Origin of the sequence: Desulfovibrio sp. 6_1_46AFAA, from assembly GCF_000224635.1 — a bacterium.
GTDB lineage: Bacteria > Desulfobacterota > Desulfovibrionia > Desulfovibrionales > Desulfovibrionaceae > Desulfovibrio > Desulfovibrio fairfieldensis.
In genome coordinates this window covers 1-1,122 of record NZ_JH114311.1, presented here as the reverse complement: position 1 = coordinate 1,122, position 1,122 = coordinate 1, and the positions used below count along the sequence as shown (strand labels likewise).

At 55.7% G+C, this 1,122-nt stretch carries 1 pseudogene; it reads left to right on the top strand.

Going from position 1 to position 1,122, the window contains the following annotated elements:
* A pseudogene (locus HMPREF1022_RS18740) lies at positions 1-217 on the top strand (hypothetical protein); the annotation flags it as partial.
* Between the last annotated feature and the right edge of the window lie 905 nt (positions 218-1,122).

Below are 1,122 nucleotides of genomic sequence, written 5' to 3'. Positions count from 1 at the left end.
TGTAAGCGGTGGCGGATGGTTCTTATACGGTGATGGTGCTTGGGGGCCTGACCCCAATCTAAAAATTAATGTTTCTTATGGCACGGGCTTTCCCACGGGCAACAATCCTAGCCCTAAATTTATGCTTTCCAATGTTGTCCCCACCGGCCCGCAGAACGTGCCGCCCCACGTCCATCAGCCCGTGGTCATCTATCTAGGCCGGGCGGCCCAGGTATAGGATGATCGGCTGCCAAATATGCTCCGGTACGTTCTTGGGGCCGGTCGGGACGGCATTGGAAAAAGCAAACTTGGGCAATAAATAGTTGCCCGATACCACACTATCCACAGAGGCAACGACAGTCTTCCTCGAGGGATCCTTCCCCCAAAGCCCGTCTCCATAAAAACCGTATCCTGTACTACCCGGCGCAGGGAGCACAGCGAAGTGACCTTCAGCATCCCGAATTTCATCTCTTCCCCACGCGCCCGCCGTCCCATCCGCTCCGAGCACCCAATTTCGGAAAGGCCGGAGGCAGGGGAAAAACCCTTTTATCCCTATGGAGTTTTCAAAGAGCCGTGCGCGTTTCCGAGCTTGGGTGCTTGGGACAGATCGGGAGGCCGGGGCTTGGGGCCGGGATGAGATACGAAATATTTCTGGTGTCGTTGGGGGCGTCGAATATTTTGGCAAGGTGGCATCCGGCGCATTTAAAATTCAGTCTGTCACAGCCGATACTTTTGGAAGCCAAGGAATGGTACGCCATGAAAATGGAGCAGCTTCATTTGATGCGAGTCGCGTCGTGCCCACCGGTCCACAAAACGTCCCCCAGCACGTTTGTCAGCCCATCATCCTCTATCTGGGCCACCCGAGGTAAAGGATCACGGGGACTATGGTGTTTTCTGGGCGGGTGTCGCTTGCAATGCGCGGCGTACCGTGTGCGCCGTCAGATACATATGCCTGTTTCTGGGCGTTGGTCATGCTGACAGTGCTGTTGTTATCTATCGGCACCACTGACAGCATGGTGGGCACGTTTACATAATTCTGGCGTTCTGACGCACCACCGTATCCGTGTACATGCCCCTGTAACGCGTCTTCTTGCCAGCCTCCGGCCTCCCGATCTGTCCCAAGCACCCAAGCTCGGAAAAGGC